Origin of the sequence: Paracoccus sp. (in: a-proteobacteria), from assembly GCF_032007265.1 — a bacterium.
Classification (GTDB): Bacteria; Pseudomonadota; Alphaproteobacteria; order Rhodobacterales; family Rhodobacteraceae; genus Paracoccus.
Genome location: NZ_DALZMB010000162.1, coordinates 2,190 through 5,892, shown reverse-complemented (window position 1 = coordinate 5,892; position 3,703 = coordinate 2,190). Strand labels below are relative to the sequence as shown.

Annotated in this window: 4 protein-coding genes and 1 tRNA gene; 3 read left to right on the top strand and 2 right to left on the bottom strand. The window is 60.1% G+C overall.

What is annotated here, in order from left to right; all coding sequences use genetic code 11:
- The coding region (locus tag RTS12_RS19735; RefSeq protein WP_312531679.1) for a histidine phosphatase family protein at window positions 1–466 on the top strand (466 nt) is incomplete at its 5' end.
- A 114-nt stretch (window positions 467–580) separates the two neighbouring features.
- Here RTS12_RS19735 and RTS12_RS19730 read toward each other — a convergent pair.
- Window positions 581–988 (bottom strand): metallopeptidase family protein, encoded by a 408-nt coding sequence (locus RTS12_RS19730; protein WP_312531676.1) that lies wholly within the window; start codon window positions 986–988, stop codon window positions 581–583.
- A 76-nt stretch (window positions 989–1,064) separates the two neighbouring features.
- On the opposite strand from RTS12_RS19730, the gene gltX reads away from it, so the two are divergent.
- Entirely contained in the window at window positions 1,065–2,390 is a 1,326-nt protein-coding gene (gltX, locus tag RTS12_RS19725; RefSeq protein ID WP_312531673.1) for a glutamate--tRNA ligase, read from the top strand.
- A gap of 132 nt (window positions 2,391–2,522) precedes the next feature.
- Window positions 2,523–2,599 (top strand) — tRNA-Met (locus tag RTS12_RS19720).
- Here RTS12_RS19720 and RTS12_RS20845 read toward each other — a convergent pair.
- A complete protein-coding gene (locus tag RTS12_RS20845; protein ID WP_409455721.1) occupies window positions 2,556–3,689 on the bottom strand; it encodes a recombinase family protein in 1,134 nt (377 codons plus the stop codon). The two genes, RTS12_RS19720 and RTS12_RS20845, sit on opposite strands and share 44 nt — an antisense overlap.
- Between the last annotated feature and the right edge of the window lie 14 nt (window positions 3,690–3,703).

Below are 3,703 nucleotides of genomic sequence, written 5' to 3'. Positions count from 1 at the left end.
TTGGGATGATCCGGCCCAATCCGATCATGACCGTCCCCTGAACGAGCGGGGGCGCCGGTCCGCGCGTGAGCTGGGCGATTGGCTGGCAAGCCGGGGCTATGAGCCCGAAGAGGTGCTGTGTTCGACTGCGGCGCGCACACGTGAAACCTGGGAGACCGTCTTTGCGGCCCCGCTTGAGGTGCGCCCGTTGGTGCGCGACGAGCCCGGTCTTTACCATGCGAGCCCGGATAAGATGATGACGCTGTTGCGCACGGCCTCGGGGCCCACGGTCATGCTGGTCGGGCATAATCCGGGCATTGCCGAACTGGCCGAGATGCTGCCCGCGCGCGCCCCACTGGACCCAGAGTTCCGCCGCTATCCGACGGCTGCGACCCTGGTGCTGGATTTCCAGATCGATAACTGGTCCGAGCTGAAACCGGGGCAGGGCAGTGTGCTGGACTTTGTCCGGTTCGACGGTCGCGGCTAAGCCGCAGTTCGGACGCGCCTGGGTGTTTGACTGCCTCCGGGCGCAACTATCGCCCGGAGCCTTGGCCAAAAGCGCCCGTTTCTGCCCCGTTAAGGGGCAGGCGCAGAAAAAAGATTATTCCCACCAACGATCGATTTGGGCGATATCTTCATCCGACCAGCCGAAGTGATGGGCAAATTCATGCACCACCACATTGGAAATCAGCGCCCCCAAGGTCACATCACCGCGACTGGCCCATTCGTCCAGAATGGCGCGACGAAACAGCCAGACCGTGTCGGGAAAGGATTGTGGGGTGCTGGGGGTTTTTTCGGTCATCGGGATGCCGTCATACAGCCCGGTCAGCTCAAGCGGGTCGTGAATGTCCAGCTCTTCAAGAAATTCGTCGTTTGCCAGCTCTTCCACGCGCAAGATTACGGCTTGCGCATGGCCGGCGAACTCGGCCGGAAAGCCTGCAATGATCTCTTGCGCCATGGTTTCGATGATCGCCAAATCTGGCGCAGTGACTTCGGTCCATTCGGTCATAGCTGTCTCCCGCGGTTTGCCTTGATATGGACAAAATCAGCCCGTTGTGAAAGAGCGAAGCAGACAGGAGACCGCCATGACAACCACCCGCTTTGCCCCTTCGCCGACCGGCCATATCCACGTCGGCAACCTGCGTACCGCGCTGATGAACTATCTGATCGCGCGCAAATCCGGCGGGACCTTTATCCTGCGTCTGGATGATACCGACCGCGAGCGCTCGAAAGAAGAATATGCCGATGGCATCAAGCGCGACCTTGAATGGCTGGGTTTGACCTGGGACCGGCTCGAGCGCCAGTCCGATCGCTTTGACCGCTATGCCGAAGTCGCCGACCAGCTGCGTGCATCGAACCGCCTGTACGAGGTCTTTGAATCGCCCGTCGAGCTGGATCTGAAGCGTAAAAAGCAGCTGAACATGGGTAAGCCCCCGGTCTATGACCGCGCGGGGCTGCATCTGTCGGAAGACGACAAGGCCAAGCTACGCGCCGAAGGCCGTGATGGCTATTGGCGGTTCCAACTTGATCTCGAGCGGATCGAATGGCACGACGGCATCCTTGGCGATATTTCGATTGACGCGGCCAGCGTCTCGGATCCGGTGCTGATCCGCGCCGATGGTCAGGTCTTGTATACATTCGCCTCGGTTGTGGATGACGTGGACATGGGGGTGACCAGCATTGTGCGTGGCGCCGATCACGTCACCAATACTGCGACCCAGATCCAGATCATCCGCGCCATTGGCGGCACGCCGCCCAGCTTTGCCCATCACAGCCTTCTGACCGGCGCGCATGGCGAAGAGCTGTCCAAACGTCTTGGCGCCCTTTCGATTCGCGAGATGCGTGAAAGCGGAATCGCCCCCGAGGCGCTTTTGTCGATGATGGCGCGTCTGGGTTCGTCCAAGCCTATGGAATTGCGTATGACGCTGGACGAGCTGGCCGAGGGGTTCGATCTGTCGCAGTTCGGGGCCTCGCCCACGAAATTCGACCCTGAAGAGCTGCTGCCGCTGACGCGCGAGGCCAATCAGGCCCGTCCTTTCGCCGAGGTTCAAGGCCGCATCAAGGCACTGGGTGTGCCGGATGATCTGGCCGAGCGCTTCTGGCGCGTCGCCTCGCAAAACATCACCAAGCTTGATGATCTGGCAGGGTGGTGGACAATCTTCAGCCAGGGCGCTGATCCCGAGATTGACCCTGAAGATGCCGAGTTCATCGCACAGGCCATGACGCTGTTGCCGCCGCCGCCCTATACCGACACCAGCTGGAGCGAGTTCACCAGCGCGGTCAAAGAGGCCACGGGCCGCAAGGGCAAGGGGCTGTTCATGCCTTTGCGCAAGGCGCTGACCGGACAGGCTCACGGGCCAGATATGTCCGATGTCATGCCGCTGTTGCAGGTCGTCAAAGCCAAGGCATAAAGGAAGGGGCGGAAACGCCCCTTTTTCTTTTATTTTCATGCGATTGGCTGCGGGTCGCAAATAATATCTCAGAATTTTCCGTTTCTGCGCTTGACGCCCCCGCGCCCCCGCTTTAAATCCCGCCTCACCCATGGCGGAGTAGCTCAGTTGGTTAGAGCAGAGGAATCATAATCCTTGTGTCGGGGGTTCAAATCCCTCCTCCGCTACCATCGTCCCCCCCGATGTCATCCTAGACATCCGCGGGGCGTCGATCAGGGCACGCAGTCTGCCTGTTACGGTGACTTCCATCTGCCCAGTATTCCGCTCCGTTACCGTCACGCTTTCGATGAGTTTGCGCAAGGTCTCCGCGAACGTCGCTGATCCTCCGCTATGGTCTGCCCCCATGATTGGCGCGAGCGCCATGAGATCTTTTCGGTAGCCATCAACGGCCATGGGGTGCAATGCCACCGGATTCAGTGGTGACGGCTCCAGCGACAGCTCGAGCTTTGCGTCGGCCAGCTCTTTGCACTTGTCCTCATATTCTTTCGCAATGCGATCGGTGTCGCCGATGCCGCGGGAGACGAACTGCACCAAGCGTGAAATTTCAGCATCGAGCTGCTGCAGTCGGCGCTCTAGCTTGACTCTTCGCTGGATATTGGCGGCGGCGAATTCGGCGCGCGCTCGGTTATATTCCGAGATGTAAAGCTTGAGCAGCTCGGGCTTATCCAGCTCCTTGCGTAGCAGCCCGATCACGGCTTCCTCGACAAGATCCAGATACCATGTCCGGGGTGCCGGGCAGCTTCGGCTTAATGAATGGCGGGTGCACTCAATTCGGGTGCGCCCGCTTTTGTCCTTGCCCCTAACGGACATGCCGCCGCCACATGCGCCGCAGCGCAAGAGGCCGGATAGCGGTCTGACAGGTCGCCGCATTTTGGCACGGTCGGATTGCGTTGCCCCCTGTTTGGGCTCCACCATTGCCTGAACGCGATCCCAAAGCGCCTGGTCAACGATGCGCAGTTCGCCCGCTTCCTTGGTCTGCCAATCGCTCGGGGGATTCGGGCGTGAAACCCTGCGTCCGGTCTCAGGGTCTTTGACCATCTTGGATTTATTCCAGACGATTCTTCCGGCATAGAGGTCGTTCCGCAGGATCCCGGATCGCCGTTCCGCCCATCCGTAAATCGTGCTGGATTGCCACGCTTTCGCCGATCGCGGCATCGGGCATCCGTCGCGGGTCAGGTTGACGGCGATATCAATCGGGGACCTGCCATCTGCGAATTCTTGAAAAATACGGCGAACGATAGCCGCCTCATCTTCTTGGATGACCAGGCGTCCTT

What these genes read in the sequence shown, in the direction of transcription:
- RTS12_RS19730 (WP_312531676.1), bottom strand. Translation starts at nt 988, where the DNA reads ATGACCGAATGGACCGAAGTCACTGCGCCAGATTTGGCGATCATCGAA.
- gltX (WP_312531673.1), top strand. Translation starts at nt 1,065, where the DNA reads ATGACAACCACCCGCTTTGCCCCTTCGCCGACCGGCCATATCCACGTC.